Origin of the sequence: Rhodococcus sp. ZPP (assembly GCF_017656075.1) — a bacterium.
GTDB lineage: Bacteria > Actinomycetota > Actinomycetes > Mycobacteriales > Mycobacteriaceae > Rhodococcus_F > Rhodococcus_F oxybenzonivorans.
The window spans coordinates 2,813,446-2,839,362 of sequence record NZ_CP058638.1; the positions used below are offsets into that span (position 1 = coordinate 2,813,446).

Sequence of the window (25,917 nt, forward strand, 5' to 3'; positions counted from 1 at the left end):
GTTTGCCGAAGGGAGCCACCCACAATGCGCCATCGCGTCGCGGTCCGGAGTGCTGTCGTGGCCGCCGCGGTGTCGTTGACACTCGCCACCTCCGTGACCGTCGGCCTTCCCGACGTGCAGGCGCAGGAGCCGCCGGTGTCGTTGCGGTTCCTCGCCTTCAACGACCTGCACGGCAGTCTCACGCCTCCCCTCGGCGTTCGTAGTGAGGTGAAGCAGGCGGACGGATCACGGGTGTCCGCGGGCGGCGCCGCGTATCTCGCGGCGTACGTCGATCAACTCCGTGGTCAATCCCCGCACTCGTTGCTGTACTCGGTGGGCGACAACTGGGGATCGTCAGCTCTCGAATCAGCTGCTTTTCACGACGAGCCGACGGTGCAGCTACTCAACCGGATGGGCGTCGACGCCTCCGCCATCGGCAATCACGAGCTCGACGAGGGGTACGCCGAGTTCCTGCGACTCCAGCGCGGCGGCTGTCACCCCATGGACGGTTGCCGTTTCGACGACACGTTCGAGGGCGCCAATTTCCCGTTGTTGGCTGCGAACCTGCAGTTCGAGGACGGCGCACCCGCGACGTTGCCTTTCGCGGTGAACTACGTCGAGGGCATCCCGATAGGGGTGATCGCGACGATGCCCGCCGATACCGCACACATGGTGACGTCGGGTGGTGCGGACGGGCTGCGGTTCACGGACGAGCTCGCTGCCGTGAACCGGACGGCAGACCTACTCGACTTCTTCGGGGTGCGGGCCGTCGCCCTCCTCATGCACCGAGAGACCGAAGTCGACCAGGACAATCGGCCGGACGAGTGCGACGTGGAATCCCGCCGCACCCACGACGTGGCCTTGCGCGCCTCCCCGAAGGTGGACGTCATCTTCACGGCCGACGGGCACCAGCAGTACAACTGCACCTTTCCCGACCCGGCCGGAAACCCGCGGGTGCTGATGCAGGGCGCCTCGCACGGCCGTATCGTCTCGGTGGTCGACGTGGCGATCGACCGCGCCACCCGCGACCTCCTGCGGGATCGCACGTCCTCGTTCAATCAGGTGGTCACGCACGGCATACCTCCCGACCCCGACACTCGGTTGCTTGTCGACCGAGCGGGCGAACGGGCGGGCGAGGTCAGTCGAACGTGGGTGGCGTCGCTGCAGCACGACCTCACCCGGGAGACGACCGCCAGCGGCGAGTCTCCGCTGGGCAACGCTGTCGCCGATGCCCAGCTGGCCGCCGGAACAGCGTTCGGCGCTCAGGTTGCACTCACCAATCCCGGCGGTCTCCGCGCAGACCTGGTCGGAGACGCCGTCACCTATGGTCAGGTGTATGCCGTCCAGCCGTTCGGTAACTCGCTCGAGGTTCTGACGCTTCCGGGCGCCACCCTCCGCAGCGTGCTCGAGCAACAGTTCCAGCCCCGCGGGGATGGCAGCGTCACCGAGCGAATCCTGTCGCCGTCGAGTTCGCTGACGTACACGATGGATCGGTCGGCGACTGTCGGCGACCGCATCTCGGATATCCGCGTGAACGGAGAACCGGTGTCGCCGGAGGGTGTCTACCGTGTCGCGGTCAACAGGTTCCTCGCCGACGGCGGGGACGGGTTCGATGCCTTCCGCACCCACACGGAGGCTGTCCACGCGGGTTGCGATCTCGACGCCTTCATCACCTACCTCGGCGCGGGCTCGCCCGTGTCACCTCCGAGAACCGATCGGATTGCAGTGGTCGGCCGGCCCTGATCAGATGCCGAGCGCGCCCCTGAGCACCGGCCACGACGTGCGGAGCTCGTCCTGCCAGTACGGCCACGAATGCGTGCCCGAGTTGCGGTAGACGAAGGTGGCGGGTATGGCGAGCGCGTTCAGCCGCTGCTGGAACGTCTGCGTGCAGAGGTTCGCCGCCGCTTCGAGGGGCCCGCCGACCGCGATGGTCGAGGCCAGGTCTCCCCCTGTCGCCATCTCGTACGGTCCGGGAAGGCCGTTACCCGTCGAGATGTAGATCTGCTTGCCGCGCAGGGCTTCGGCATTGACCGTCGGGTCGTGGGCAGCCCAGGCCGGGTCGAAGTCCGGTCCCCACATGTTGGCCGGATTTCCGCCCTTGAAAGCGACCGTGCCGCGGACCGAATCACGTGAACTGGGCTGAGTGTTGTCGAGGCAACCGCTGTAGGCGGCGAGGCCACGGAAGAGGTGCGGGTGGCGGGTCACGAGGTTGGCCGCACCCATGGCACCCATGGACACGCCGGCAACTGCGTTGGTTCCGTTTCCGCTGAACTGGGCATCGATGATCGGTGGCAGTTCGTCAGCGAGGAAGGTTTCCCACTTGTTGACCCCGAGGGTGGGGTCCGGCAGATGCCAGTCGGTGTAATAGCTCGCGGTGCCGCCCACGGGCAGGACCACGTTCACCTTCTTGTCGGCGAAGAACTGGACCACGTCCGTCTTCTGCGTCCAGGTACTTTCCCGGAAGTCGGACTCGGCGCCTGCGCTCACCCCGTCGAGCAGATACAGCGACGGGCGCGCACCGCTACCGGCCGGATGAAGCACCTGCACCTGAATCACCCGGTTCATGGCGGGCGAGTTCACGAAGATCGCACTGCGGGTAGGGGTGATCTTCACAATTTTGTCGACACTGGCAGCACTGCTCGCCCGGGGGGCCGCCGGAGAAGGCGTCGGATCGGCCGTAGCAGTGAACGCCGGCCCAGACAGGGTCAGTGACACTGCCACTCCGACAGCAGCGAATGCTAGGCGACGCATAAAGAAATCCCTCTTCCCGGACCGTGTGAATCCCGATTGCACAGTACAAAGTGCGGCCGGTCAAGCAGAGCTTAAAGGTTTTGTGATTGCTGTGTGATTCGGGTGCGTGCGCTTGTGGCCAGACCGATATGAGAGCGAGGGGAACCGATTGCGGGATCGCTGCGTCCAACCTCGTGAGCAGGCACTGACGCCGAGCTGACCGCATGGGGGAGGAACTCGATGGTCGACCAGGCCGCACGCCACGAACTGCGTGCCCGCAACGAAGAATTGCGTCACCAGATCGATTCGATGCTGGACGCCGTGCGACGGCAGGCCGACAGCCTGGCCCAGGCCAAGTCCGAGGTCGAGCGCACGAAGGGCTCGGGTACCTCGGGCAACGGAGTGGTCCGGGTCTGCGTCGATGCCGGCGGAAACGTGACGGCGGTCGAACTGTCGCCGGACGCGTTCAGGCGCACCAGCCCCGAGGCGCTGGCGTCCTCGATGGCAGAAGCGGCACGTCTGGCCTTGGCGGATGTACGCGAGCGAACTGCCCAGGTCCTGGCACCCGTATTCGACGCCCGCGCCGACCTGCCTACCCTCTCCGAACTGATGCCGGATGCTCCGCGCCCGGGTGACCCGCCGCCTTCCGCCGACGAACCCGGATGGAACGCCTCGATTCTGCGCGGAGCGGACCGATGAGTCGAGCACTGTGGGTCGACCCTCACCATCTCCGGACCGTGGCGCCACGATTCGATGCACTCGCGGACACAGCCGACGCCCTGCTGACCGAGCTGACGAGCACGCTGGACGCCGAAAGAACTGCGTGGGGCTCCGACGAGGATGGGACGGCATTCGCCCGGCACTACGTTCCCGCGGCGGAGTCAGCGGTCCACGCCGCCTTGTCTATCGTCGCGCTATTCTCCGCGATCGGTGACGGGATGCGAGCGACGGCCGAATCTTTCGAAGCAACGGATACGCGGTTCTCACGGCGACTGGGCGAGGCTTTCTGATGGGCATCGAACTTCCCGAGGTCGTGAAGCCGGTGGCCTGGCTGGCGTCCGGTTCCAGTTGGCCCGCGGCCGACGAGACGTCACTGCGCCGACTCGCCGACGCCTGGGGCACAGCCTCCACGGGGCTGAAGAACCTCGCGGCGGACGGTGACGCCGCACTGCGCGACGCGTTGTCCGCCGTCGAAGGCGACATCGCCACTGCCATGTCGCAGCACTGGCAGAAGTACGGCGGAGACGCCGGCGCCCTCCACGATCTCGCGGCACTCTGCGAGAACCTGTCCGCGATGTGCGAGTCGACGGCGATCGAGGTCGAGTACGCGAAATTGTCGATCATTGCGGCACTGGCCGTATTGCTGGCGGAGCTCGTGGCGATGGCCGCTGCAGCGGTACCGACGCTCGGCGTGAGCGCTGCAGGTGCAATGGCGGCGGAAGCAGCAACGCAGGTCACCATCCGCATGATCATTCGGGATCTGATCATTGCGGTTCTCGAACAAGCCGCAGTCGCTGCAGCACAGAGCGTCGCGCTCGACGGCGGAATCCAGGCACTGCAGATCGTGACCGGCGGCCGAAACGGATTCGACGTCGGCATGCTCACGAACTCACTGATCACGGGAGCCACCGACGGCGCCACCAGCGCACTGTTCGGCGAGTTCGGGATCGAGGTGCACGAGCCCGCGACCGACCGGTGATCCGGTCGACTCGTGGCGACATCGGCACCGTGTGACCCATTGCACAACGCGTTAGCCGCGACTAACGTATTGGACGTGCTCGACCAGTTGGAAGTTGCAGCCGAGCCAACCCGGAGACGCTTGATGCATCTGCTGATATCTGGGGAACAGACCGTCAACACGCTTGCGGCGCACTTTTCCGCGAGCCGGTCGGCCATTTCTCAACATCTTCGGGTGCTCATGGACGCGGGGCTGGTCACCGCACGTAAAGACGGACGTTTCAGGTACTACCGGCTCGATCCACAGGGCCTTGCCCAACTCCGCACGCTGTTCGATTCGTTCTGGATCGACGAACTCGACCGGCTCGTCGCGGACGCCACCGAGGAAGCAGCTTCCAAAGGAGACCGCTGATGCCATTCGACAAAACCGTTGTCGTTCCGCTCGACCCGGACGCCACCTTCGCACTCGTCACCGAGCCCGAACGGTTACGCAGGTGGCAGACGGTCGCAGCGCGGGTCGATCTCCGAACGGGCGGCGGATACCGCTGGACCGTCGTGCCCGGACACTCGGCCGCAGGAACATTCCAGGAAGTCGACGCCGGTCGGCGAATTGTCTTCACGTGGGGTTGGGAAGAGAGCGAAGACCTTCCGCCCGGCACCTCGACCGTCACCGTGACCCTCACTCCTACCGCAGGCGGAACCGAGGTGCGACTGGTTCACGAAGGACTGAGCGACGAACAGGCAGCCCGCCACGCCGAGGGCTGGACCCACTACCTCGATCGCCTCGCCGCAGCCGCCGTCGTGGGCGACGCCGGACCCGACGAATGGGCGGCGCTCCCGCAGCCTCTCGACGAATTGTCGAGCGCAGAGGCAACTCTGGCAGTCGTGCAGCGGGCGCTACGCGATCTCACTGCCGACGACATGTCCGCCCAGACGGTATGCACCGAGTTCACCGTCGCGCAGCTCGCCGACCACCTCGCCGGATCGATCACGACCATCGGCTCCGCCGCCGGTCCGAAGATTGACGACGAACCGGGGAAACCGGTAGAAACCAGGATCGCCGACGAAGCCCAACAGGCATTGGAAGCGTGGCGGCGCCGCGGACTGGACGGGACCGTGCTCATCGGGGGGAACACAGTCCCGGCACCTATCGCCGTAGGAATATTGTCCATCGAATTCTTGGTGCACGCCTGGGATTTCGCAGCAGCCGTCGACCGGAACGTCACCGTCGATCCTGCACTCTCCGAGTACGTACTCGGACTGGCGCACACCATCATCCGGCCGGAAGCCCGGGGTGCCGTCGGATTCGCCGACCCGGTACCTGCCGAGCACACCGCCGACCCCTTCGAGCGTTTGATCGCCTTCACCGGTCGCCCACTCCCGACGGCCTGATCTCCTCACCGAAAGGAACCGCCATGCCGATCAAAACGAAATATCCGCAAGGAACACCGAGCTGGGTAGATCTCCAGACCAGCGATCAGGACGCGGCCAAGAAGCTCTACGCGGAACTGCTCGGCTGGAAATACGACGACCGGCCGATGCCCGACGGACCTGTCTACTCGATGGCGACCGTGCGCGGTGAGAACGTCGCCGCCATTGCGCCACTACAACCCGACGCGGCCAAGGCCGGGGCGCCGGCGAATTGGAACACCTACATCGCAGTCGACGACGTCGACGAGACGGTCGCGAAGGTCCCCGGCGCCGGCGGCCAGGTTCTGATGCCGGCGTTCGACGTGGGGGAAGCCGGCCGCATGACCTTCGTCACCGACCCGACCGGGGCGAGCGTCGGGCTGTGGCAAGCGAAACAGCACATCGGCGCCGGCCTCGTCGGAGACCCGGGGGCCTGCCTCTGGAACGAACTGAACACCACCGACGTCGACACGGCGGTCCACTTCTACAACAGCATCCTCGGGACCACCACCACACAGATATCCATGGGACCCGACTACACCTACACCCTGTTCCAGGTCGGTGACGAGCAGGTCGGCGGCGCCGGTGCACCGCTCCATCCGAATACGCCGAACCATTGGCGCGTGTATTTCGCAGTGGAGGACGTCGACGCCAGCGCCGCAAGAGTGGTCGAACTCGGCGGCGCGATCGTCGAAGAGGCCATGGACATTCCGACGGTCGGACGGATGGCCGGAGTCGCCGACCCCCAGGGCGCCGTCTTCAGCATCATGACCCCCGAAGAGCGCCCGGAACAGTAGATCCGGGCGCTGCGAAAGGACTGTCCATGGAGATGCCGAAGCCGACCGAAGCGGACAAGGAATTCTTCCGGTCGCTGATTCCCGACCGACCCGGTGTCCAAGTGAAGCCGATGTTCGGCAACCTCGGCGCCTTCGTCAACGGCAACATGTTCGCGGGACTTCTCGGACCGAGCGTCGGGGTCCGGCTCCTCAGCGAGCAGGCAAACGACGAGCTGTCGTCTGCGGACGGCGTCGGCCCGTTCGGACCCGGAGAAAAGCCGATGCGCGAATACCTCGCCCTGCCGGACCACTGGCGCGACACCCCGGATCAGGCCAGGCGGTGGCTCGAACGCGCGCTCGCGGAGGTGGCGGAACTGCCGCCGAAGGCGCCCAAAGCCCGGAAGGCTGCACGCCCTCGCGGGTAGAGGAATGAGAAAAGACCCCGACCCGGCACGTGTGGTGCCGGGCCGGGGCCGTTTCTTCGGCGGAAGCGGAGGGATTTGAACCCCCGGTGGGTTTAACGCCACGCTCGCTTTCAAGGCGAGTGCATTCGGCCGCTCTGCCACGCTTCCGTGCGCGATCCTATCGGTAACGGTGTCGGCGGCTGCAACCGGTCAGCGGTCGCCGATGGCTTTGTCTACCCGCTCGAACACCTCGGCGAGTACTTTGAGCTGCGATTTGGTGAGCTGATCGACGAGGTTGCGCCGGACCCCGGCTACGTGGGTGGGTGCCGCCTCGGCCAGTCGCGCGCGACCTTCATCCGTGATGACGGCGAGAACACCCCGGCCGTCCTCCAGACAGGTGTCCCGGGTGACCATGCCTTGCGCTTCCATGCGCCGGATCTGATGCGTGAGGCGACTGCGCGAGGACAGGACCCCGTCGGCGAGATCGGACATCCGTAGTGAACCGTCGGGCGATTCGGACAGCAGCACGAGAATTCGGTAATCGGCGAGCGACAGATCGTGCTTTTCCTGCAGATCCCTGTTGAGGACGTCCATGAGCCGCTGGTTGCCGTCCATATAGCCGCGCCATGCGCGCATCTCGGCCGGGGTCAACCAATTGGTCTCGACTTCGGCGTCGGAGGTTTCTGCTGTCACAGGTTCATATTCTAGTAGTCTGACGTTACTTTCCAGTAGCGTCGGGGCCCCAATCCCTCGGTCCGTCAAGCGGGATCGCATGTAGTGACCGTGCGTCGCCTCGATTCGCTAACGTCGTCCTTCATGTATGCGATCACGATCGATCAGCCGGGTGGTCCGGAAGTCATGCGATGGGCGGAGCAGCCCGATCCTGAACTGCTACCCGGCCACGTTCTCATCGATGTGGCGGCTACCGCCGTCAACCGCGCAGATCTCACCCAACGCCAGGGCTTCTACCCGCCGCCGCCCGGTGCCAGCGACATTCTCGGCCTCGAATGTTCCGGCATCGTCGCCGAGGTCGGCGACGGCGTCTCGGAGTGGTCCGTCGGCGACCACGTGTGCGCTCTGCTCGCCGGTGGCGGTTACGCAGAACGTGTGGCCGTCCCCGCGACCCAGCTACTCCCGGTGCCGAAGGGCGTCGATCTCCTCGTCGCCGCTTCCCTGCCCGAGGTTGCCTGCACGGTGTGGTCGAACGTGGTGATGCGGGCAGGGTTGTCGCGCGGTGACGTTCTGCTGGTGCACGGCGGTGGCGGCGGCATCGGCACCCATGCCATCCAGGTGGGTGTCGCGTTGGGCGCGCGGGTGGCAGTCACGGCGGGATCCGAGGCAAAACTGGAACGCTGCCGGGAGCTGGGTGCCGACATCCTCGTCAACTACCGCGAAGCCGACTTCGCCGAAGAAGTAAAGAAGGCGACGGACGGACACGGCGCCGATGTGATTCTCGACAACATGGGCGGCTCGTACCTCGGCCGCAACATCGACGCGCTGGCGTCGGACGGACGGCTCGTCATCATCGGCTTCCAGGGCGGACGCAAAGGCGAGCTCGATCTCACCCGACTGTTCGCGAAGCGCGGCAACATCACTGCCACCGGTCTACGCGGCCGTCCGGAGAACGGGCGCGAGAGCAAGGCGGAGATTGTCGCCGACGTCCGGAACCGCCTGTGGCCACTGATCACCGAGGGCGCGATACAACCCGTGGTGTCGGCCGAACTGCCGATCACCGAGGCGCCGCGCGGCCACGAGCTGCTCGACTCCCCGGAGACCGTCGGCAAAGTGATTCTCACCATTCCGCGACACTGACGCCCTCGCGCCGCCTCCCGCTGACCGAGTGCCCCATCGGGTCAGCGGCGGGGCGGACCGGGACGGTGCAAGGGCAGGGCGTACGTCAGCCCAGCGAAGCGAGTTCGCCGACGAGCTGATCGATCTCGTACCGCGTGGTGTACGGGGCGAGGCCGATGGTGACCGCGCCGCCTTCGTCGTTGACGCCGAGGGCGTCGAGGAGACGGGAGCCACCGTGGACGCCGCTGACTGTGGCGATGCGTTTGTCGGCCAGGTGGGACGCCACCTTGTCGGCGGAGACTCCGGCGACGGTGAAGCTGAGGGTGGGCACCCGGCTGGGTGACCGGCCGATGACCATGATCTGCGGGAGTCTCTTGAGCGACGACATGAGGTGGTCGAAGAGGGTGTCCTGGTAGTTCTGCAACGAGCTGATGGACGTCTCGAGCTTTTCCCGGCGTGATCCGGTGGCGGATTCGTCGAGTCCGGCGAGAAAGTCGATCGAGGTGGTGAGCCCGGCGAGCAGGGCGAACTGGTGTCCCCCGACCTCGAGTCGTTCGACGCCGCGCGCATAGGGGTTGAGCGAGACCGCGGGGATGCGGTCGAGGAGGGTGGGGTCGCGGAAGACGAGTGCGCCGACCTGCGGTCCACCCCAGGAGGTGGCTCCGACAGCGACGACGTCGGCTCCGAGTTCGTTGATGTCGACGTGGGCGTAGGGCGCGGCGCCGATGGCATCGACGACCATAAGGCCGCCCACCTCGTGGACGCGATCTGCGGCGACTCGGACGTCGGGCGCGGAGCCGACGATCGGGGATGCCGCGGTGAGGGCGACGAGGCGGGTGGTGGTGGTGATGAGGTCCTGGAACTGCCAGCTGGGGAGTTCGCAGGTCTCGATCTCGACCTCGGCCCAGCGGACCTGGGCGCCGTAGCGGCCGGCCACGCGGAGCCAGGGCGCCACGTTCGCTTCTTCGTCGAGACGGGAGAGAACCAGCCCGGTTCCGAGTCCGAGTCGTGTACTCAACGACTCGGCCAGCCAGGCGAGCAGGACGGCGCGGTCGGGTCCGAGGACCACCCCGGCAGGATCACCACCGACCAGGTCGGCGACGGCGGCGCGGGCGGCGTCGAGCACTGCAGCGCTCCGCCGGCTGGACACGTGACGGCCGGTCGACGAGGAGGCGGACGCCCGGAACGCCGTCGAAACGGTGCGCGACACCGCGTCGGGGATCTGCATGCCGGCCTGAGGATCGAGATGGATCCAACCGTCGCCGAGTGACGGGATCAGTCCCCGTACGCGGGCAACGTCGTAAGCCATGCCCGACACTCTAAGACCCTGAGTCAATACGGTCGAAGCCAGCCGCCTCTTGTTGTGGTGTGCAACAACCCCTGAATGTGGAGAAATCGAACGCACGCGCGCATGCCCGAGCGCGAACAGACAAGATGGAGTCATGACGAACTCGGAGAATGAACACGTCCTCGTGATCGGCCCCGACGGTCAGCCTGTGGCCGTACCCGTCGAAGAGGCCGCGAAGCGATCCGCCGATGCCGAAGCCGGCGCCGAGGACAATGCGAAACCGGAGTCGGTGGCCGACATGGTCGAGCAGCCCGCCAAGGTCATGCGGATCGGGACGATGATCAAGCAGCTCCTCGAGGAGGTGCGGGCGGCACCTCTCGACGACGCCAGCCGCACCCGGCTCAAAGACATCCACAAGTCGTCGATCAGCGAGCTCGAGCAGGGGCTCGCCCCCGAGTTGCGGGACGAGCTCGAGCGCCTCACGTTGCCCTTCACCGACGACACCGTCCCGTCGGACGCGGAGCTCCGCATCGCGCAGGCCCAGCTGGTCGGCTGGCTGGAAGGCTTGTTCCACGGAATCCAGACCGCGCTCTTCGCCCAGCAGATGGCGGCACGCTCGCAGCTGGAGATGATGCGTCAGGGCGCCCTCCCGCCGGGCATCAGCATCGGCAACCCGCACCAGCCGCAGAACCACGGCGAGGGGCACCAATCGAGCGGTACCGGCCAGTACCTGTAGCAACGGGCGGCGCAGCGTGGAAGTCGACTCCCGGTAGGCTCGGTGCCCGTGTCAGCATCCGCTATCGAATCCGAGGCCGCAGGCGTTCCGCACCCGGTGTCCGACTCGCAGACCTTCCGTCGTGCGTTCAAGGACCTCCGGGACGGCTTCGCTCAGCGAGAGCTGTGGCTGAGCCTCGGCTGGCAGGACATCAAGCAGCGGTACCGCCGGTCGGTGATCGGCCCGTTCTGGATCACGATCGCCACCGGCGTGCAGGCTGCGGCCATCGGAATCCTCTACGCCGCGCTCCTGGACATCCCGCTGCCGGAGTTCCTTCCGTACGTCACGGTGGGACTGATCGTCTGGAACCTGATCAGTGCCAGCATCCTCGAGGGCTCCGAGGTCTTCATCGCCAACGAGGGCCTGATCAAGCAGTTGCCGTCGGCATTGAGCGTGCACGTGTATCGGCTGGTGTGGCGACAATTACTGCTGTTCGCCCACAACCTGTTGATCTACGTGATCATGCTCGTGGCATTCGGCGTGTGGCGCGACTTGACCTGGACTTCGCTGGCCGCGATCCCTGCCCTGGGGCTGATCGTTCTCAACGCGGCGTGGGTGTCGATCATGTTCGGCATCTTCTCCACCCGTTACCGGGACATCGCGCCGATTCTCTCCAGCCTGACGCTGCTGCTGTTCGTGCTGACGCCGATCATGTGGACCACCCAGAGCCTCGAGGCGCAGGGTGGTCAGGCCGCCGAGCGGGTCAAGCTTGCCGAACTGAACCCGTTGTTCCACTATCTCGACATCGTCCGGGCGCCGATGATCGGACAGGACCAGCAGGCGTACCACTGGTACATCGTGCTGGCCATCACCGTTGTCGGGTGGGCCGCCGCAATCCTCGCGCTTCGCAAGTACCGGGCCCGCGTGCCCTACTGGGTTTAGGGGTTCCGCTATGACAACGGTTGAGCGAAGCGAGGGGCAATGACAACGGTTGAGCGAAGCGAGCGGCAATGACGGAGCACGTGAGTATCGAGACGCGGGATGCCTGTGTCGACTTCCCCATTTTCGACGCCAAGTCGCGGTCGCTGAAGAAGGCCTTCCTCGGCAAGGCCGGCGGCTCCATCGGCCGGAACAGTTCCGACGTGGTGGTGGTCGAGGCCCTGCGCGACATCACGTTGTCGCTGAAGGAGGGTGACCGGATCGGGCTGGTCGGTCACAACGGTGCCGGAAAGTCGACGCTGTTGCGACTGCTGTCGGGCATTTACGAGCCCACCAGGGGCAGCGCGAGCATCCGCGGCCGCGTGGCGCCGGTCTTCGACCTCGGTGTCGGCATGGACCCCGAGATCTCCGGCTACGAGAACATCATCATCCGCGGACTGTTCCTCGGTCAGACCCGTAAGCAGATGCTCGCGAAGATGGATGAGATCGCCGAGTTCACGGAGCTGGGCGAGTACCTGTCGATGCCGCTGCGCACCTACTCCACCGGGATGCGCGTGCGTGTCGCGATGGGCGTGGTGACCAGCATCGACCCCGAGATCCTTCTCCTCGACGAGGGCATCGGCGCCGTCGACGCGGAGTTCATGAAGAAGGCCCGGGTCCGGTTGCAGGCGCTCGTCGAACGGTCCGGGATTCTGGTGTTCGCCAGCCATTCCAACGAGTTCCTCGCCCAGCTCTGCGACACCGCGATGTGGATCGATCACGGCCGGATTCGCCAGCAGGGTGGCATCGAGGACGTCGTCCGGGCGTACGAGGGGGATGACGCAGCCGACCACGTCCGGCACGTGATCTACGAGCTCGAACGGGAGAAGGCCGGCTTGACTGCTCCCTCGCGTTCGTACGAACGGGACGCTGGTAGCGCTGGACCGAACGAACGTCCCGTTCGTACAGGGACAGGTGCGGGCACGAGCACAGGCACGGGCACAGGCACGGAGGCGGAGTCCGCGTGAGCGCTCCCGTCGAGCGGATCATCGGCGTCGTCGTCACGCACAAGCGCCGGGAACTGCTCGCGCAGTCGCTGAAGGTGCTGGCGTCGCAGACGCGGCCGCTCGATCATCTGGTGGTCGTCGACAATGCCGCCGAGGACGAGGTGCGGACCCTCGTCGAGTCTGCGGGTATTCCCACCAGCTACCTGGGGTCGCGGCACAACCTCGGTGGTGCGGGAGGCTTCGCACTCGGCATTCTCTATGCGTTGTCGCTGGGCGCCGACTGGGTATGGCTGGCCGACGACGACGGCCGCCCCGAGGGCGACGAGGTGCTCGAGACCCTGCTCGACTGCGCGAACCGGCACGGGCTCGCCGAAGTGTCGCCCGTCGTCTGCGACATCGACGACCCCGACCGCCTGGCGTTTCCGCTGCGCCGTGGGGTGGAATGGCGGCGGCTTCGTTCGGAACTACACAAGGACGGTGACGACTCCGCCGATCTGCTGCCGGGCATCGCCTCCCTGTTCAACGGCGCACTGTTCCGTGCGTCCACGATCGACGCGGTCGGGGTTCCGGATCTGCGCCTGTTCGTACGCGGCGACGAGGTGGAGGTCCATCGCCGGCTGGTGCGGTCCGGGCTGCCCTTCGGAACGTGCCTGCAGACGGCGTACGTACACCCGAACGGCGCTGAGGAGTTCAAACCGATCCTCGGCGGCCGGATGCATACGCAGTACCCGGACAACGAGGTCAAGCGCTACTTCACCTACCGCAACCGGGGATACCTGCTGTCGCAGCCGGGAATGCGGAAGCTGCTTCCCCAGGAATGGGTGCGGTTCGGGTGGTACTTCCTCGTCACGCGGCGCGACGTGCAGGGACTGCGTGAATGGATGCGACTGCGGAAGCTGGGACGCCGGGAGCGCTTCGAGCGGCCGTAAAATCGGTTGCCCGACGTTCTGTCGGGTGCGATCCTGATTCCCGAACGGTCCGGAAAGTGTCGCGAAGGAGTGAGTGTCCGATGATTGTCTCGTCGGTCGACGCCGCGTGCGTCCACACTCCCCCTTCCTTCGCCTGACCGAACCCTGATCGTGGTCCGGTCGGCACTTCACCGACCCGAGGATTCCACCCATCATGTTCAACCCTGGACAACTCCTGGCTTACGGCTGGAACGACACCCTTCCCTTCGACGACCACACGACCGAGGGTTCCGAGCCCGGGCGCGTGATCCGCGTCGACCGCGGACGTTGCGACGTTGCAACGTCTTCGGACATCATTCGTGCCGAGAACGGCGAGCATGCGCTCTGCACCGGCGACTGGGTCACTGTCCGTGCGAGCGGTGATACGACCGTTGTCGCCGACCTGCTCCCGCGGCGCAGCGCCATAGTCCGGTCCGCCGCCTCCGGCAGATCCGACGGCCACGTGCTCGCCGCGAACGTCGACACGGTGGTCATCGCCTCCGCTCTCGACACCGACCTCGATCTCGGCCGCATCGAACGACTGCTGGCACTGGCTTGGGAGAGCGGCGCGAGGCCGGTGGTCGCTCTCACCAAAGCCGATGCTGCCGAGAATGTTTCCACCGCAGTCACCGCCGTGACTGCAGTCTCGCCCGGTTCGGTGGTGATGGCAGTGAGCGCCGAGACCGGCGACGGCGTCGCTGCTCTCACCGCATTGATCGACGGCACCATCGCTCTGATCGGACCGTCCGGTGCGGGCAAGTCGACGCTCGCCAACGCGTTGCTCGGCGCGGATCTGCTCGCCACGGGCCGTGTTCGCGAGGGCGATCACAAAGGTAGGCACACCACCTCGCACCGAGAACTGCTGCCGCTTCCCCAGGGTGGCGCCCTGATCGATACGCCGGGCCTGCGCGGTGTCGGCATGTGGGACGCGGCGGACGGCATCGACAAGGCGTTCCCCGAGATCGACGACTGGGCCGCGCAGTGCCGGTTCCGGGATTGCTCCCACGATACGGAGCCGGGTTGTGCCGTGCTGGCCGCGGTCGAGCGCGGTGATCTTCCCGAACGACGACTTGCAAGCTACCGCAAGTTGATTCGCGAGAACGGCTGGATCGCGTCACGGGCCGATGCCCGGCTACGCGCCGAGCGGGAACGGGAGTGGAAGATCATCGCCCGCGGGCATCGCCGGATGTATCGAACCCGCGGTCACTGACACCTGCCCAACTCGCATCCCGGTTCGGCCCTGAGCCGGGATGCGACCTGGCAGCATGGATACATGTTCGAGGGATTTCGGCGAAAGGCCAGACTCAAGCTTCAGCGCGCCGTGTATGAGGTGGTGGCCGAATCGGATCGGCGTTCTCGCGAGTTGCACGAGAACCAGCACGATCAGACGCTGGCCGAGCTGTCCGCCACCAATCAGGAACTCTCGCGCGTCCTGTCGGAACTGTCGGATGCTCGAATGGAGGTATCCGACGTTCAGCAAAGACTCGGCGAACTCGAACAGCAGGCCCGTCGCGACATCACGCAGGCCCTCGATGTCGGAGCCACCAACCAATCGGCGGCGTTCGTGCTCGAGCACATGCCGAAAGCTCCCGTGTTCTGGAATCCCCACGACACGCTGCGGTACGGACTGTCCCAGGTGCAGATTCCCGGAATGGCGCTCGAGTTCGGTGTCGCGTCGGGAACCACCCTGCGGATCATCGTCGAACAGCTCAAAGATGCACAGCACGAGGTTTTCGGCTTCGACGTGTTCTCGGGGCTACCGCAGACCTGGCGAACCGGTTTCCCGGCGGGCGAGTTCGCCCAGGAGAAGATGCCCCAGGTACGCGGCGCCCAGCTGGTCCCGGGACTCTTCGAGGACACGCTCGCCGATTTCCTCGACACACATCCGGACCCTGTATCTTTCGTGCACCTCGACGCCGACCTGTATTCGTCGACCAAGACGGTGCTGGACCGGATCGGCCTCCGGCTTGTCGCCGGAACGGTGATCGTCTTCGATGAATTCTTCAACTATCCGGGTTGGCAGGAACACGAATACCGGGCATGGAAGGAATTCGTCGACCGCACGGAAATCGGTTTCGAGTACCTCGGTTACACGGCCAACCACGAGCAGGTGGTCGTGCGCATCACCGAACCGATATCACGATGACGCTTGGTTCATCTGCTCGTAGAGCCGGGTCCAGTTTTCACGGCTGGTGAGGGTGGGCATCTCGGCACGGAACGCCTCCGCGACGGTCGGCGCCTCCGCCCGGAATCGTTTCATCACTCCAGCGAGGCGGCCACCCATCTCGGCAGCGAGCTCCCTGTCGTATTTGCGTTCGCGCACACCGGCTTGCGACGCGTCCGTGACATACACGTGGTCGAACCGTCCGACATGCCACCACCGCGCGTCCTCGTAGGAGATCGCGACGGGCCCGCGCTCGAGGCGTCCGCGAAGGTGGGCGGCGGCTCGTTTCGCGAGCACCAGATCGTCCCAGCCCGCCTTCGGAGGCGGATCGGCGCGACGGAACCGGACGCCCGCCGGGAGCTCGGACACCGGCCTGGTGATGGTCTCCGGGAACCGGGTGCGCTCCTTGTTGATCATGGCGAGAGCTGCCTGCCCACCATCTGCGAGGGCATTCGGGCCTTCGAGGAAGCCCTCGATCGCCCGCAGCTGCGTGTGCGCGAGACCGTATTGCAAGCTCACGATCGAATGACTGATTTCCCGGCTGAGCTGCTTGGCCAGGGATGTCGGCGCGAAACCGGGGTCGAGGGCAGCGGTGATCAGCCCATTGCGGGTACTGAAGTAGTGCGCGAAGCCGTCGACATCCTTCCAATAGAAATCGGCGTGCCAGACCCCGGTCGACGGCAGGGTGATCGTCGGGATGCCCGCCCGGCCGGCCCGCAAGCTGTATTCGACGTCGTCCCACTGGAAGAAGACGGGCAGCGGCATCCCGATTTGCCGGACCACTTCGGCCGGGATGAGGCACGACCACCAGCCGTTGTACTCGGCATCGATGCGTCGCTCGGGCAGTTTCTTCAGAACGTTGCTGTTGCGGACTCCATATTTGTCGGTCGGTAGCCCGCGCCGCAGCGTCGTGAGATCGGCGCGTTCCCCGGACGCCAACAGGTAGTTCGGGTTGTACAAGAACAGCATCTGGGCGCCGATCAGCGCCGGGTCGGTGGTCATGTTCGCGAAGGCGCTCAGTCGCAGCACGCTCTCCGGCTCACACAGAACGTCGTCGTCCATCAGAAGGACATCGGCATGCGGACCCGCGGCGGACGCCTCGTAGAGTCCCCGACTGAACCCGCCCGCGCCGCCGAGATTGGCCTGGCGAAGGTAGTGCAGCCGGTCGCCGAACTTCGGGGCGACCTGCTGGAACAGTTCGCGGGTCTCCACCGGATCGGTGCCCTGGTCGACGACGTACACCGCGTCGAGGGAAGAGAGCACCCGCTCGTCGGACGCGAGAGCGGCGACGGTGTTGGCGCAGTCGTCGGCCCGGTTGAAGGTACAGATCGCGATGGCCACCGGCCGGACGGTCTCGGGCGAGGCCACCGTCCATTCGATGTCGGCAACGGTGACGCCGCCCTCGAGCGCATCGAACTGCAGCCACAAGGCGCCGCCGTCGGCGAACTTGTCGAGTTTCGCGGTGAGGGTGACCGTGCCGGAGCCGGTAATCACCTCGGCGGCAATGATGCGTCGGTGCCCGCCGATGTCGGAGGCCAGGAGCTGCGCCCGGCAGTGGTCTGCGGCGTCGATCCGCGCTGTGGCCGTGACCTCGGCCGCAGTGGTCCATCGCTGCCAGTAGCTCGCCGGGAACCGGCCGAAGAAGGTGTTGGTATGGACTGTGGCGCCGGCGTGCAGATGCAGTGCAAATCGGGTGCGGGTAGACCCGCCGCGCTTGACCACTGCGTACAGATCGTCGTTGACGATCGGTGAGGTGCCCGTGAACGGTCCTCGCTGCGCGACGAGTCGATCGGACACCGCCCGGTGCTCGGTCAGCTCGACGTCGGAAACGGAGGCGTTCGCTGTATCCACCCGGGCAGGGTATCGCGATCGAGACCTTCGCCGCGGCTCAGCCCACCTTTCCGGCTGGGGTGGTGCGCGCGGTCGTGCCGGTCAGAGCGCCGCATCACCTGCGGGCCGGGCTCGGACGTGGGCCCGCTCCCCCTGCGGCCCGAAAAGGCTCAGGATTTCGACCGGCTCGGGGCCAGGGTTGCCGAACCAGTGCGGTACATGCGTGTCGAACTCGGCCACCTCACCCGCGGTGAGGATCACATCGTGTTCCCCGAGCAGTAGGCGAAGCCGCCCCGAGAGGACGTAGAGCCATTCGTATCCCTCGTGGACTTGCAACTGCGGTTCGCTCGGCGACGGCTCCCGCGCCGGGATGACATGCTTGAACGCCTGGATTCCGCCCGGTCTGCGGGTGAGGGGAATGATCTTCGTGCCGAAACGCTCGATCGGCCGCAGGTGGACCCGCGGGTCACCGGTGGCGGGCGCGTCGACGAGTTCGTCGAGTGGAAGCTGGTGCGCTCGGGCGAGGAGCAGCATCAGCTCGAGCGTGGGTTTGCGCTGACCGGACTCGAGGCGGGACAGGGTGCTCACCGAGATGCCGGTGGCGTCGGACAGCTGCGCCAGCGTTGCGCCGCGTTGCTGACGGAGTGCCTTCAGTCGGGGACCCACGGCGTCGAGGACACCGCCGAGGTCGGGAATGTCGTCGCTCATACCCTCATCTTGCCATCCCGGCAAAAGAGTTTGTCAATGCTGCACGGAGTACTGGACAGTTCGATTACGAAGGCCGAACAAAGGAGGACGCAGTGAAGGACAAATACGACGTGGTGATCGTCGGTGGTGGCGCAGCAGGACTGAGTGGGGCGCTGGCCCTGTCCCGGGCGCGGCGGTCGGTGCTGGTGATCGATGCCGGCGCCCCCCGCAACGCCCCGGCGGGGCACATCCACAATTACCTGGGCCGCGAGAGCACTCCCCCGGCCGAATTGCTCGACATCGGCCGCGGCGAGGTCGCTTCCTACGGAGGCGAGGTGGTGACCGGCACCGTCACCTCCGCCCAGACCGTCGAGGACGACAGCTTCCGGGTCACCCTTGCCGACGGACGTTCGGTCTCGGCCCGGCGACTGCTGGTGACCACGGGGTTGGTGGACGAGCTGCCCGACATTCCCGGCGTGTCCGAACGATGGGGCCGCGATGTGCTCCACTGCCCGTACTGCCACGGGTGGGAGGTGCGGGACCAGCCGATCGGCGTCCTGGCGAGCAGTCCCTTCTCGGTTCACCAGGCATTGATGTGGCGGCAATGGACCGACAAGGTGACGCTGTTCCTCAACGACGCGATCGAGCCGACGGGTGAGGAGTACGAGCAACTCGCCGCCCGGGACATCTCCGTGGTCGACGGAAAGCTGTCGGGCCTCACGGTGGCCGAGGATCGCCTCACCGGTGTCCGGTTGCACTCCGGTGAGGAATTCGCCTGCGCCGCAGTGGTGGTCGCGCCGGTGTTCACCGCGCGTGCCGACGTGCTGACCACACTCGGACTGGATCCCGTGGAGCAGCAGATGGGCGGACACGTGGTGGGCACCTATATCGCCTCGGATGCCACGGGCGCCACGGCCATTCCGGGCGTGTGGGTCGCGGGAAACGTGGCGGACCTCAAGGGACAGGTAATCGCCTCCGCTGCAGCGGGACTCAATGCTGCGGCGGCGGTCAATGCCGATCTGATCGCGGAGGACACCCGCCTCGCCGTCGCAGCGAGAGCCGGGCGGTAGCCGGACGGGCGTACCCGTCACTCGTGGGACAGCAAAGGTCCCAGCGGTCCGAGATCGATATTGAGGTCTTCGGGCGTCAAGCCGAAGTGCTCGCGCAGTTCGGCCATCCGCTCCTCGAGGAGCATCAGCGTCGTGCCGATCCGCTCGATCTGCTCGTCACTCAGGTCACCGTTGTCCACCCGACGCAGTGCCTGGCGTTCCATCAGCTGACGGAGCAGTTCCACGAGAGTGAGCACGAGGGTGACGAGGCCGCGTTCGACCGACTCCGGGTCGGCGTCGATACGCTGGGGCAGGACCCGACGCCCCTCGCCCGTCAGCGCGTCGAGCTCGGCGGGCGGCGGGGCGTCGCTTCGGGGTGGGGTGTCACTCATCGCCGGCTTCCTGCACTTCCGGCACCAGGGCACTCACCGAGGCGATCAGCGTGCGCAGCGAGATACGGACCATGTCGACGTCGGCGAGCGACAGCGTGATCTCTCCGGTGATCACCACCCCACCGCCTAGCACTCGATCGAGGAGGTCGACCAGGGCGATCTGCCGCGTGTCGTCCGCAGGAACCATCTCGCTCATGGGTTCACCTGCTCGATGGCCGCGAAGGAGTACGGAGGCCACGGACCGGTGCGTTCCAGGGTGATACCAGGATGTTCGGCGTCTAGTTGGGTGACGAGTGCACCGAAGTCCTGAGCCCGCTCGTCGTCGACGAGGTAGGTGCCGTTGAAGATCATCCACGCACGCTTTCCGGTCAGCGCCGGATCGGTGACCCGCTGTCGCCGGCCGTCGACAGCCTTCTCGACGAGCGCGGCGTGAATTTTCGCGGCGTGCTCGGCCGCCTGCCGTTCGACGTTCTGCCGCGCGGCCAGTTCCGCACGCCGGCGCAGTAGATACGCTGTTCCTTTGCCGGCGCCGCCCTGCGCAACGCGCTCCTCCGTCGCCGCCTGAGCGAGCGCGGCGGCGTCCCCATACGCCTTGACGCCCCACTCGCTGCGACCGGTAACTCGCTCGAGTGCTGCCGTTAATTCCTCCCGCCGATCAGCGAGCAGACCACGAACCCGGTCGTCGTCGAGATACAGGGTGGCGAGTCGCAGTGGAACGGTGGGACCGCAACGCAATACCGCGCCCACCACGCGGTCGTGTGCCCTGGCCGTGGCCGCCAGCCAATCGAGGTCCTCGAGATTCCGTTGCAGCGAGTCCTCCCCGAACTCGCTGAGACTGACCGATCCCACCACCGCGACCAGCCCCTCCGAAGCGACCGCCCGCACCGGTTCACCGGCCACGCCCGTGACGCCCTCCAGTTGGGCATCACCGACGCCGTCGAAAGTGATGCCGTAGAGCCAGACCCCGTCACTGCGTGTCATGGTCGGTGTCCTGACGCTGCCCCTCCACCTCGATCGGCTCGGCACCTCCCAATGCGGGCGACACGGAGCGGTCGGACTCGAGTTCGGCGATTCGTTCGCGCAGCCGGGCATTCTCGATCTCGATGCTGCTCTTCGAACCCGTCAGCCAGGGATCGTGTTCCCACCAGTCGATGCCCACCTCCTTCGCCGTTTCCAGTGAGGCGATCACCAACCGCACCTTGATGGTCAGCAGTTCGATATCGAGGAGATTCACCTGGATGTCGCCGGCGATCACCAAACCCTTGTCGAGGACCCGCTCGAGGATGTCGCCAAGGTTCGTCGATTGATGGCCGCCGCCGAGGCCGCCGCCCTGCGACATGGGCCCCGAACCGCCCCCCGTGACGGTCATGAGGCTGCGCCCCCGCTATTGGTGCTGCCCCGCATATAGCGCCGAGTCCGGCGGTAGGACAACAGTTGTCCGTCCAAATCCAACACCACCTCGTACAGCGCGAGAATGTCCGCGGACGACGGGATGCGCCGGTCTTCGACCACCTCGACCTCGACGGTCCACCCGTCGTCGCTGGGCATGACGGAGGTGGCACCGAGAGGCTGCCTCCCAGTCAGCTTCGTGATGTCCCGCAGAGCGACCTGGGCGATCTCGGGCGCCGGCAACGGTGGCGGCTGATCCTCTGCCATGATCGGTCACTCCTTCTGCCGGTTCTGCGGGCTGGTCGCGGCCCCGGAGGTCATTCGATCGAGGATGGCCTGTTGTGCCTGTTCTTCTTCCTCGGCCGTGATATCGCCACGTTCCCGGGCTTCCTCCAGCTCTTCGAGTTCGCGTCGGGCCGTCGCCGGGTTGTGCATCTCCTGTTCGACCTGACGTTGAATCACCTCGGCCAGCGAGATCACGCCCCGCACCGGTGCCAGTGGCAGAGTGAACACGAACGACAGCAGGCCCATAACTCAGCCCTCCGGCGTCTGCGTCACCACGAAGTCGTAGGGGGCGAGCGGGCCGAGGACTCGCATGTCGACCCGGCCTTCCCATTGCTTGGCGAGTTCTCCGACGGCCTCTTCCAATTCACCCTGCCTCTCGACTTCGACGAGCACCGCCACTTGCGCGGCATCTTCCTCGTGCGTGGGTTCCCGGACGTTGACCGACTCGGCCAGCGGCGTGAGTGCGTCCACCACCGTCCGGGTGTCCTGCTCACGTTTGGCGGCGATGGAGTTGTTGACGATTTCACCCAGCGCCATTCGGGCGTCGCGGGTGGCGTCCTCCGGCTGATCACGGATGGCGTCGCGGAGATCGCTCGCCTGCTGGTTCTCGCTGATCACCTCACGAAGGATCGCCTTCTCGACGTACCGCCCCTTCACGACGTACTGCGCCTTGCCCTCGAGCTCCTGCAGCGCCGCCGCGAACTCGTCCTCGTGCTCAGCGAGCAGCTCCTCCTTCACCGCGTCGGCGTCCGTCAAGACCGCACCGAACCTCAGCGGAAGTACCGGCGCGACGCGGGAAGTACCGTCCAGAATATGAGCGTGCACCCGCAGGTCTTCCGGTTTGCCGAGTGGCCGATCTACCGACACCTCGCTGACGAGCGCCGCGATATCCCCTTGCCTCACGACATCGACCTTCGCGTCGCACATACCGACAGCATCGGCTTCCGGCTCCACGTCTGCCGGGACGATGCCGTACACGTAGACACCTTTCGTGCCTTGCCGTTCCGGCGCATCGGTAGTCTGGTCAGAAGTAGACATCACCGGTCCCCCCGACTCGATTTTCGCGTAACTCGCTCCGGCTCTTCCTGTTCCCCCCCGAGAAGGTCACCGAGCTTTTCGCCGGCCGCCTCGAGGGCGCCGCGGGTCTTGGACTTGGCGCCTCCCTCGGTGACGTCCTGGACGAGGTCCGGTAGTCCTTTCGGCTCGTTGTCCCCGATCTCGAGCCGATTGACCGCCTCGGCGAACCGCAGATAGGTGTCGACGCTTGCGACCACGACTCGTGCGTCGATGGTCAGCAATTCGATGCCGACCAATGACAGACGGACGTAGGCGTCGATCACGAGACCCTTGTCGAGGATGGTGTCGACGACGTCGGCGAGGCTGCTGGAACTGGGTCCACCGCCCACTCCGCCGCCACCACCGGCCGGCTGTACTGCCGTGGTCATCGGGTCGCTCCTTGCTTCTTACCGGACGGGGCCGCCGAGCGCCTGCGGGCTCGCCGCTTCGGCGGCGGCGCCTCCTCTTCCTCGGGCTCCGGTTCGGGTTCTTCTTCGACTTCGTCCTGCTCGGTGTCGTCCGCTTCCGACCCTTCCGGTTCCTGCTCCGCGTCCGGCTCCTCCACTTCGGGTTCTTCCGCCTCGAGCTCGTCCTCGTCGAAGTCGAACTCGTCGGCTTCCGCCTCGTCTCGCCCGGTGTCGTCCGGTTCGTCTTCCTCGGACTCCTCCGGCTCAACCACCTGGCTGTCGCGGATCTCTCCGGGCCAGCCCTCGACTTCATCCGGGTGCAGCACCGTCTGGGTCATGACGTGACGCCGGAAGTGTTTGAGTTCCAATCGCACTCGCCGACCCTGTGCACGCCAGATGTTCCCGGTCTTCTCGAACAGGCCCTTGGGGTGGTATTCGAGAACGACGAGGATGCGGGTGAGGTCCGGCGTCAGCTCGTGGAAGGTCACCGCCCCGTCGATGTAGCCCTTGGCGCCCTTCGAGCGCCAGATGATGCGCTCAGCGGGGACCTGTTCGATAATCGTTGATTCCCACGTCCGCCGCGACCAGAAGACCTTCGCCTTCCACTCGAGCTTCTCGTCCGATACCTGCTCCACTTGTTCGAGCTTCTTCATGAACTGCGGGAAGTCGGTGAACCGGGTCCACTGGTCGTAGGCGAGCTGCACCGGAACACCGACATCGATTTCTTCGATGATGTTGGTGAGTTTGAGCTTCTTGCCTTTGCCGCCGCCACCACCACCGGTGATCGCTTCCTTCAGGTCGGACGCCTTGTCCTTGACGAACTGTGTGGCGCCCGCAGCAGCGGACTTGACCGGGGATTCGCCTTCGGCCAGTTTCTCGGAGCCGGTGACTGCCGCGAGGAGCCCGCCCCCGCCGCCTTCGGCGTACTCATTGAGCCGCCCGGAGGTGGACAGAACCTTGCTCGACACGGACGTCAGCGCCCGTTCCGCCACGGTGCCGACCAGCTTCTGTACCGCATCCTGCAGTGGGGACGACGCAGAGGCGCCCTTCTTCCCGCCGGACGACGCCGTGTCCTTCACTTTGTCAGTCAAATTCGTAGTCATCGGTTCACCTCCGCCCGCGACGAACCGGCGCTGCATTTGTGGGGGCCTGGGCCCTCGTCTTACGACTGCGCGGCGCAGGCTCGTCGCCCTCATCGGCGGCCGACTCGGAACGAGACTCGCCGTTTCGAGAGCCGGCTCCACTTGTCGCCCGGCGACGGACAGCGGGCCGTCGTGCGGCCGGTTTCGGTTCGGGCTCTTCCTCGTCCTGCTCGTCCTCGAGTTCGGCTTCCTCGTCGGCGTACTCGTCCTCGAGCTCTCCGTCGACATCCTCGTCCCGGGGACGCCGTCGCTTCTTGCGAACGACATCCCCCACACCTGCAACGTCCGCGACGCCGCCCACGGTGTCGCGGACGCCCTCACCGCCGGACTGGAGCCGGCTGTTGAGCGATTCGATCCGCTGGCTGGCCGCGGTGACCGCTGCAGCCTTCGCGGCGTTGAGCAGTTCTCCTCGCACCGATTCCCCGATCTTGGCGACCTCCGGGGAACTTGCGAGCATCTTCGTGCCGCGTTCGAGCAGAACTCGCGGCCCGCCCGGAAAGCGTCCGGTCGCGCCCGCGGCTGCGAGCATCAGTGCCATCTTCATCCGGTGGGTGCGGCCGAGCATGTAGCCCGCGCCGACGGCCAATGCAACCTGACCTTTTGCCTTCATCGTCGACCCCTTAGTCCACGTAGCCACACGCACCTCGACGCCAGCTTCGGCAATTGTGTGTCGGAGGGCCGTGCACGTTAGGGGTGCGCCCTTCGGGTCTACCCCACTTGCTGGACGCTCAATCACCAGCAGTGGGAATCTTCGCGGTGTTCCCTGGGATCCGCCCCGGCTTGTACAGGATCTGCTCGTGCGGAGGTCGCAACGAAGGATCAGCCGATCACGGACTCCGTAGCCGCGTACGCCTTCTCGGCGGATACCTTCTGCACCCGCCACCACGGTTCGTTGTCGCGGTACCAGCGCACGGTGGCTTCGAGTCCGCCGCGGAAATCCGCGTATTGCGGTGTCCACCCCAATTCGGTGCGGAGCCGCGTCGAGTCGATGGCGTAGCGGAGGTCGTGCCCGGGGCGGTCGGTGACGAAGTCCAGGTCGTCGATATCGCGGCCGAACAGTTCGAGCAGTGTTTCGACGACGGTCCGGTTGTCTACCTCACCGTCCGCACCGATCAGGTACGTCTGGCCGATGCTGCCCTTCTCGAGGATCGTCCACACTGCCGAGTTGTGGTCGTCGACGTGAATCCAGTCGCGCACGTTGCGGCCGCTGCCGTACAGACGCGGCCGGACCCCGTCGATGAGGTTGGTGATCTGCCGCGGAATGAACTTCTCGACGTGCTGGTACGGGCCGTAATTGTTCGAGCAGTTCGAGAGCGTGGCCCGCACGCCGAACGACCGTGTCCAGGCCCGCACCAGCATGTCGCTCGACGCCTTGGTGGCGGAGTACGGGCTGGACGGGTTGTAGGCCGTCGATTCGGTGAACCGCTGTGGGTCGTCGAGCTCGAGGTCGCCGTACACCTCGTCCGTGGATATGTGGTGATAGCGGACCTCGTGGGCACGCACCGCCTCGAGCAGGGTGAACGTCCCCATCACGTTGGTGTGCAGGAACGGCGTGGGGTCGGCCAGCGAGTTGTCGTTGTGTGATTCGGCCGCGAAATGGACCACCGCGTCCGAGGCCGCGACCAGGCTGTTCACCAGCGCACCGTCGGCGATGTCACCGTGGACGAATTCGATCCGATCGGCGACCGGGTCGAGTGAGCGTCGGTTGCCGGCGTACGTCAGGGCGTCGAGCACGGTCACCTGCACGTCGGGCCGCTCGGCCACCGTCCGATGTACGAAATTGGCGCCGATGAACCCCGCGCCGCCGGTCACGAGAAGCCTCATGGGCACCAAGGGTAGCGGCGGCGCCGAGTTTTCATCCGCGGCGAACACTG

The 25,917-nt window shown here is 66.1% G+C and carries 30 protein-coding genes, 1 tRNA gene and 1 pseudogene; 15 read left to right on the forward strand and 17 right to left on the reverse strand.

What is annotated here, in order from left to right; all coding sequences use genetic code 11:
- Positions 1–24: 24 nt before the first annotated feature.
- Entirely contained in the window at positions 25–1,722 is a 1,698-nt protein-coding gene (locus HYG77_RS13350) for a bifunctional UDP-sugar hydrolase/5'-nucleotidase (protein WP_208962891.1), read from the forward strand.
- Here the strand turns inward: HYG77_RS13350 and HYG77_RS13355 are convergent, their stop codons facing one another.
- On the reverse strand, positions 1,723–2,730 hold the full coding sequence (locus HYG77_RS13355; RefSeq protein ID WP_109326137.1) for an alpha/beta hydrolase family protein: 1,008 nt from the start codon (positions 2,728–2,730) through the stop codon (positions 1,723–1,725).
- 219 nt (positions 2,731–2,949) lie between these two features.
- Here HYG77_RS13355 and HYG77_RS13360 point away from each other — a divergent pair, with 219 nt between their 5' ends.
- From HYG77_RS13360 to HYG77_RS13390, 6 genes and pseudogenes are all read left to right on the forward strand, one after another.
- Positions 2,950–3,408 carry a YbaB/EbfC family nucleoid-associated protein gene (locus tag HYG77_RS13360; RefSeq protein ID WP_109326136.1) on the forward strand — a complete coding sequence of 153 codons (459 nt, stop codon included), beginning with the start codon at positions 2,950–2,952 and terminating at the stop codon, positions 3,406–3,408.
- A complete protein-coding gene (locus HYG77_RS13365; RefSeq protein ID WP_109326134.1) occupies positions 3,405–3,719 on the forward strand; it encodes a WXG100 family type VII secretion target in 315 nt (104 codons plus the stop codon). Before HYG77_RS13360 ends, HYG77_RS13365 begins: the two co-directional genes overlap by 4 nt.
- Positions 3,719–4,408, forward strand: coding sequence for a hypothetical protein (locus HYG77_RS13370; RefSeq protein ID WP_208962892.1), 690 nt, complete (start codon positions 3,719–3,721; stop codon positions 4,406–4,408). The genes HYG77_RS13365 and HYG77_RS13370 overlap by 1 nt, the downstream gene beginning before the upstream one ends.
- Before the next feature lie 75 nt (positions 4,409–4,483).
- A pseudogene (locus HYG77_RS13380) lies at positions 4,484–5,778 on the forward strand (TIGR03086 family metal-binding protein).
- A gap of 23 nt (positions 5,779–5,801) precedes the next feature.
- Positions 5,802–6,593, forward strand: a complete 792-nt coding sequence (locus HYG77_RS13385) for a VOC family protein (RefSeq protein ID WP_208962894.1) — start codon at positions 5,802–5,804, stop codon at positions 6,591–6,593.
- Between the two features lie 26 nt (positions 6,594–6,619).
- Positions 6,620–6,997: a TfoX/Sxy family protein gene (locus HYG77_RS13390; protein WP_109326124.1), complete on the forward strand. Its 378-nt coding sequence runs from the start codon at positions 6,620–6,622 to the stop codon at positions 6,995–6,997.
- 60 nt (positions 6,998–7,057) lie between these two features.
- Here HYG77_RS13390 and HYG77_RS13395 read toward each other — a convergent pair.
- Together HYG77_RS13395 and HYG77_RS13400 are read right to left on the reverse strand one after the other, a co-directional pair.
- Positions 7,058–7,144: transfer RNA gene (locus HYG77_RS13395), tRNA-Ser, on the reverse strand.
- Positions 7,145–7,186: 42 nt separating this feature from the next.
- Positions 7,187–7,669, reverse strand: a complete 483-nt coding sequence (locus tag HYG77_RS13400) for a MarR family transcriptional regulator (protein WP_109326123.1) — start codon at positions 7,667–7,669, stop codon at positions 7,187–7,189.
- A gap of 123 nt (positions 7,670–7,792) precedes the next feature.
- Here HYG77_RS13400 and HYG77_RS13405 point away from each other — a divergent pair, with 123 nt between their 5' ends.
- On the forward strand, positions 7,793–8,788 hold the full coding sequence (locus HYG77_RS13405) for an NAD(P)H-quinone oxidoreductase (protein WP_109326122.1): 996 nt from the start codon (positions 7,793–7,795) through the stop codon (positions 8,786–8,788).
- Positions 8,789–8,873: 85 nt separating this feature from the next.
- Here the strand turns inward: HYG77_RS13405 and HYG77_RS13410 are convergent, their stop codons facing one another.
- The gene (locus tag HYG77_RS13410) at positions 8,874–10,076 is read right to left on the reverse strand and encodes a cysteine desulfurase-like protein (protein WP_109326121.1); all 1,203 of its coding nucleotides are present in this window, start codon (positions 10,074–10,076) and stop codon (positions 8,874–8,876) included.
- A gap of 133 nt (positions 10,077–10,209) precedes the next feature.
- On the opposite strand from HYG77_RS13410, the gene HYG77_RS13415 reads away from it, so the two are divergent.
- The 6 genes from HYG77_RS13415 (at position 10,210) to HYG77_RS13440 (ending at position 15,788) form a co-directional block, all read left to right on the forward strand.
- Positions 10,210–10,791: a bacterial proteasome activator family protein gene (locus HYG77_RS13415; RefSeq protein WP_109326119.1), complete on the forward strand. Its 582-nt coding sequence runs from the start codon at positions 10,210–10,212 to the stop codon at positions 10,789–10,791.
- Positions 10,792–10,839: 48 nt separating this feature from the next.
- Positions 10,840–11,712: an ABC transporter permease gene (locus tag HYG77_RS13420; protein ID WP_109334810.1), complete on the forward strand. Its 873-nt coding sequence runs from the start codon at positions 10,840–10,842 to the stop codon at positions 11,710–11,712.
- A 68-nt stretch (positions 11,713–11,780) separates the two neighbouring features.
- The gene (locus tag HYG77_RS13425; RefSeq protein WP_208962895.1) at positions 11,781–12,716 is read left to right on the forward strand and encodes an ABC transporter ATP-binding protein; all 936 of its coding nucleotides are present in this window, start codon (positions 11,781–11,783) and stop codon (positions 12,714–12,716) included.
- Positions 12,713–13,624, forward strand: coding sequence for a glycosyltransferase family 2 protein (locus HYG77_RS13430; RefSeq protein WP_109326118.1), 912 nt, complete (start codon positions 12,713–12,715; stop codon positions 13,622–13,624). The genes HYG77_RS13425 and HYG77_RS13430 overlap by 4 nt, the downstream gene beginning before the upstream one ends.
- Before the next feature lie 193 nt (positions 13,625–13,817).
- Positions 13,818–14,852 carry a ribosome small subunit-dependent GTPase A gene (rsgA, locus tag HYG77_RS13435; protein WP_109326117.1) on the forward strand — a complete coding sequence of 345 codons (1,035 nt, stop codon included), beginning with the start codon at positions 13,818–13,820 and terminating at the stop codon, positions 14,850–14,852.
- 63 nt (positions 14,853–14,915) lie between these two features.
- On the forward strand, positions 14,916–15,788 hold the full coding sequence (locus tag HYG77_RS13440; RefSeq protein WP_208962896.1) for a TylF/MycF/NovP-related O-methyltransferase: 873 nt from the start codon (positions 14,916–14,918) through the stop codon (positions 15,786–15,788).
- Here the strand turns inward: HYG77_RS13440 and HYG77_RS13445 are convergent.
- Both HYG77_RS13445 and HYG77_RS13450 read right to left on the reverse strand, forming a co-directional pair.
- Positions 15,780–17,657 (reverse strand): glycosyltransferase, encoded by a 1,878-nt coding sequence (locus tag HYG77_RS13445; protein ID WP_208962897.1) that lies wholly within the window; start codon positions 17,655–17,657, stop codon positions 15,780–15,782. The two genes, HYG77_RS13440 and HYG77_RS13445, sit on opposite strands and share 9 nt — an antisense overlap.
- An 81-nt stretch (positions 17,658–17,738) precedes the next feature.
- A complete protein-coding gene (locus HYG77_RS13450) occupies positions 17,739–18,344 on the reverse strand; it encodes a cupin domain-containing protein (RefSeq protein ID WP_109326108.1) in 606 nt (201 codons plus the stop codon).
- Between the two features lie 92 nt (positions 18,345–18,436).
- On the opposite strand from HYG77_RS13450, the gene HYG77_RS13455 reads away from it, so the two are divergent.
- Positions 18,437–19,393: an NAD(P)/FAD-dependent oxidoreductase gene (locus tag HYG77_RS13455; protein WP_208962898.1), complete on the forward strand. Its 957-nt coding sequence runs from the start codon at positions 18,437–18,439 to the stop codon at positions 19,391–19,393.
- A 17-nt stretch (positions 19,394–19,410) separates the two neighbouring features.
- Here the strand turns inward: HYG77_RS13455 and HYG77_RS13460 are convergent, their stop codons facing one another.
- From HYG77_RS13460 to rfbB, 11 genes are all read right to left on the reverse strand, one after another.
- The gene (locus HYG77_RS13460) at positions 19,411–19,764 is read right to left on the reverse strand and encodes a gas vesicle protein K (protein WP_244461303.1); all 354 of its coding nucleotides are present in this window, start codon (positions 19,762–19,764) and stop codon (positions 19,411–19,413) included.
- The gene (locus tag HYG77_RS13465; protein WP_159918846.1) at positions 19,757–19,960 is read right to left on the reverse strand and encodes a gas vesicle protein; all 204 of its coding nucleotides are present in this window, start codon (positions 19,958–19,960) and stop codon (positions 19,757–19,759) included. The genes HYG77_RS13460 and HYG77_RS13465 overlap by 8 nt, the downstream gene beginning before the upstream one ends.
- Positions 19,957–20,745, reverse strand: a complete 789-nt coding sequence (locus HYG77_RS13470; protein WP_208962899.1) for a GvpL/GvpF family gas vesicle protein — start codon at positions 20,743–20,745, stop codon at positions 19,957–19,959. The genes HYG77_RS13465 and HYG77_RS13470 overlap by 4 nt, the downstream gene beginning before the upstream one ends.
- Positions 20,732–21,133, reverse strand: coding sequence for a gas vesicle protein (locus HYG77_RS13475; protein WP_208962900.1), 402 nt, complete (start codon positions 21,131–21,133; stop codon positions 20,732–20,734). The genes HYG77_RS13470 and HYG77_RS13475 overlap by 14 nt, the downstream gene beginning before the upstream one ends.
- Entirely contained in the window at positions 21,130–21,420 is a 291-nt protein-coding gene (locus tag HYG77_RS13480) for a gas vesicle protein (RefSeq protein WP_208962901.1), read from the reverse strand. The genes HYG77_RS13475 and HYG77_RS13480 overlap by 4 nt, the downstream gene beginning before the upstream one ends.
- Before the next feature lie 6 nt (positions 21,421–21,426).
- Positions 21,427–21,684 (reverse strand): gas vesicle protein GvpG, encoded by a 258-nt coding sequence (locus tag HYG77_RS13485; protein WP_208962902.1) that lies wholly within the window; start codon positions 21,682–21,684, stop codon positions 21,427–21,429.
- A 3-nt stretch (positions 21,685–21,687) separates the two neighbouring features.
- On the reverse strand, positions 21,688–22,476 hold the full coding sequence (locus tag HYG77_RS13490; RefSeq protein WP_208962903.1) for a GvpL/GvpF family gas vesicle protein: 789 nt from the start codon (positions 22,474–22,476) through the stop codon (positions 21,688–21,690).
- Positions 22,476–22,883 carry a gas vesicle protein GvpJ gene (gene gvpJ, locus HYG77_RS13495; protein ID WP_208962904.1) on the reverse strand — a complete coding sequence of 136 codons (408 nt, stop codon included), beginning with the start codon at positions 22,881–22,883 and terminating at the stop codon, positions 22,476–22,478. The genes HYG77_RS13490 and gvpJ overlap by 1 nt, the downstream gene beginning before the upstream one ends.
- A complete protein-coding gene (locus HYG77_RS13500; RefSeq protein WP_208962905.1) occupies positions 22,880–24,004 on the reverse strand; it encodes an SRPBCC family protein in 1,125 nt (374 codons plus the stop codon). The genes gvpJ and HYG77_RS13500 overlap by 4 nt, the downstream gene beginning before the upstream one ends.
- A 4-nt stretch (positions 24,005–24,008) precedes the next feature.
- The gene (locus HYG77_RS13505) at positions 24,009–24,653 is read right to left on the reverse strand and encodes a hypothetical protein (RefSeq protein WP_208962906.1); all 645 of its coding nucleotides are present in this window, start codon (positions 24,651–24,653) and stop codon (positions 24,009–24,011) included.
- Between the two features lie 209 nt (positions 24,654–24,862).
- Entirely contained in the window at positions 24,863–25,867 is a 1,005-nt protein-coding gene (gene rfbB, locus HYG77_RS13510; RefSeq protein ID WP_208962907.1) for a dTDP-glucose 4,6-dehydratase, read from the reverse strand.
- Positions 25,868–25,917 lie beyond the last annotated feature (50 nt).

Coding starts and splice junctions, on each gene's coding strand:
- HYG77_RS13405 (WP_109326122.1), top strand. CDS start 7,793: ATGTATGCGATCACGATCGATCAGCCGGGTGGTCCGGAAGTCATGCGA.
- HYG77_RS13480 (WP_208962901.1), bottom strand. CDS start 21,420: ATGGCAGAGGATCAGCCGCCACCGTTGCCGGCGCCCGAGATCGCCCAG.
- rsgA (WP_109326117.1), top strand. CDS start 13,818: ATGTTCAACCCTGGACAACTCCTGGCTTACGGCTGGAACGACACCCTT.
- HYG77_RS13365 (WP_109326134.1), top strand. CDS start 3,405: ATGAGTCGAGCACTGTGGGTCGACCCTCACCATCTCCGGACCGTGGCG.
- HYG77_RS13355 (WP_109326137.1), bottom strand. CDS start 2,730: ATGCGTCGCCTAGCATTCGCTGCTGTCGGAGTGGCAGTGTCACTGACC.
- HYG77_RS13390 (WP_109326124.1), top strand. CDS start 6,620: ATGGAGATGCCGAAGCCGACCGAAGCGGACAAGGAATTCTTCCGGTCG.
- HYG77_RS13450 (WP_109326108.1), bottom strand. CDS start 18,344: ATGAGCGACGACATTCCCGACCTCGGCGGTGTCCTCGACGCCGTGGGT.
- gvpJ (WP_208962904.1), bottom strand. CDS start 22,883: ATGACCACGGCAGTACAGCCGGCCGGTGGTGGCGGCGGAGTGGGCGGT.
- HYG77_RS13410 (WP_109326121.1), bottom strand. CDS start 10,076: ATGGCTTACGACGTTGCCCGCGTACGGGGACTGATCCCGTCACTCGGC.
- HYG77_RS13350 (WP_208962891.1), top strand. CDS start 25: ATGCGCCATCGCGTCGCGGTCCGGAGTGCTGTCGTGGCCGCCGCGGTG.
- HYG77_RS13485 (WP_208962902.1), bottom strand. CDS start 21,684: ATGGGCCTGCTGTCGTTCGTGTTCACTCTGCCACTGGCACCGGTGCGG.
- HYG77_RS13360 (WP_109326136.1), top strand. CDS start 2,950: ATGGTCGACCAGGCCGCACGCCACGAACTGCGTGCCCGCAACGAAGAA.
- HYG77_RS13470 (WP_208962899.1), bottom strand. CDS start 20,745: ATGACACGCAGTGACGGGGTCTGGCTCTACGGCATCACTTTCGACGGC.
- HYG77_RS13475 (WP_208962900.1), bottom strand. CDS start 21,133: ATGACCGTCACGGGGGGCGGTTCGGGGCCCATGTCGCAGGGCGGCGGC.
- rfbB (WP_208962907.1), bottom strand. CDS start 25,867: ATGAGGCTTCTCGTGACCGGCGGCGCGGGGTTCATCGGCGCCAATTTC.
- HYG77_RS13490 (WP_208962903.1), bottom strand. CDS start 22,476: ATGTCTACTTCTGACCAGACTACCGATGCGCCGGAACGGCAAGGCACG.
- HYG77_RS13425 (WP_208962895.1), top strand. CDS start 11,781: ATGACGGAGCACGTGAGTATCGAGACGCGGGATGCCTGTGTCGACTTC.
- HYG77_RS13415 (WP_109326119.1), top strand. CDS start 10,210: ATGACGAACTCGGAGAATGAACACGTCCTCGTGATCGGCCCCGACGGT.
- HYG77_RS13385 (WP_208962894.1), top strand. CDS start 5,802: ATGCCGATCAAAACGAAATATCCGCAAGGAACACCGAGCTGGGTAGAT.
- HYG77_RS13440 (WP_208962896.1), top strand. CDS start 14,916: ATGTTCGAGGGATTTCGGCGAAAGGCCAGACTCAAGCTTCAGCGCGCC.
- HYG77_RS13460 (WP_244461303.1), bottom strand. CDS start 19,764: ATGAGTGACACCCCACCCCGAAGCGACGCCCCGCCGCCCGCCGAGCTC.
- HYG77_RS13505 (WP_208962906.1), bottom strand. CDS start 24,653: ATGAAGGCAAAAGGTCAGGTTGCATTGGCCGTCGGCGCGGGCTACATG.
- HYG77_RS13370 (WP_208962892.1), top strand. CDS start 3,719: ATGGGCATCGAACTTCCCGAGGTCGTGAAGCCGGTGGCCTGGCTGGCG.
- HYG77_RS13500 (WP_208962905.1), bottom strand. CDS start 24,004: ATGACTACGAATTTGACTGACAAAGTGAAGGACACGGCGTCGTCCGGC.
- HYG77_RS13465 (WP_159918846.1), bottom strand. CDS start 19,960: ATGAGCGAGATGGTTCCTGCGGACGACACGCGGCAGATCGCCCTGGTC.